We start from the raw sequence: 264 nt of genomic DNA, 5'->3' as shown, positions 1-264 counted from the left end.
CTGTGGATTGGCTGTTCTGACAGCCGTGTTCCTGCCGAACGTCTGACCGGGCTCGAACCCGGCGAACTCTTCGTTCACCGCAACGTGGCCAATCTGGTGATCCACACCGACCTGAACTGTCTGTCCGTGGTGCAGTACGCTATCGAAGTGCTGGAAGTGGAACACGTTATCGTCTGCGGCCATTACGGCTGCGGCGGCGTGCAGGCGGCGATGGATAACCCGGAACTGGGATTAATCGACAACTGGCTGCTGCACATCCGCGAC

At 59.5% G+C, this 264-nt stretch carries 1 protein-coding gene; it reads left to right on the top strand.

The genetic code is table 11. The features are described 5' to 3' along the window. On the top strand, nt 1–264 hold a 264-nt coding region (locus tag SB765_RS30520; protein ID WP_410932604.1), incomplete at both ends, for a carbonic anhydrase.

Source organism: Pseudomonas sp. SIMBA_067 (assembly GCF_046534675.1).
GTDB classification, from domain to species: domain Bacteria; phylum Pseudomonadota; class Gammaproteobacteria; order Pseudomonadales; family Pseudomonadaceae; genus Aquipseudomonas; species Aquipseudomonas putida.
The sequence above is the reverse complement of the archived record's forward strand: the minus strand, read 5'-3'. Positions and strand labels throughout refer to the sequence as shown.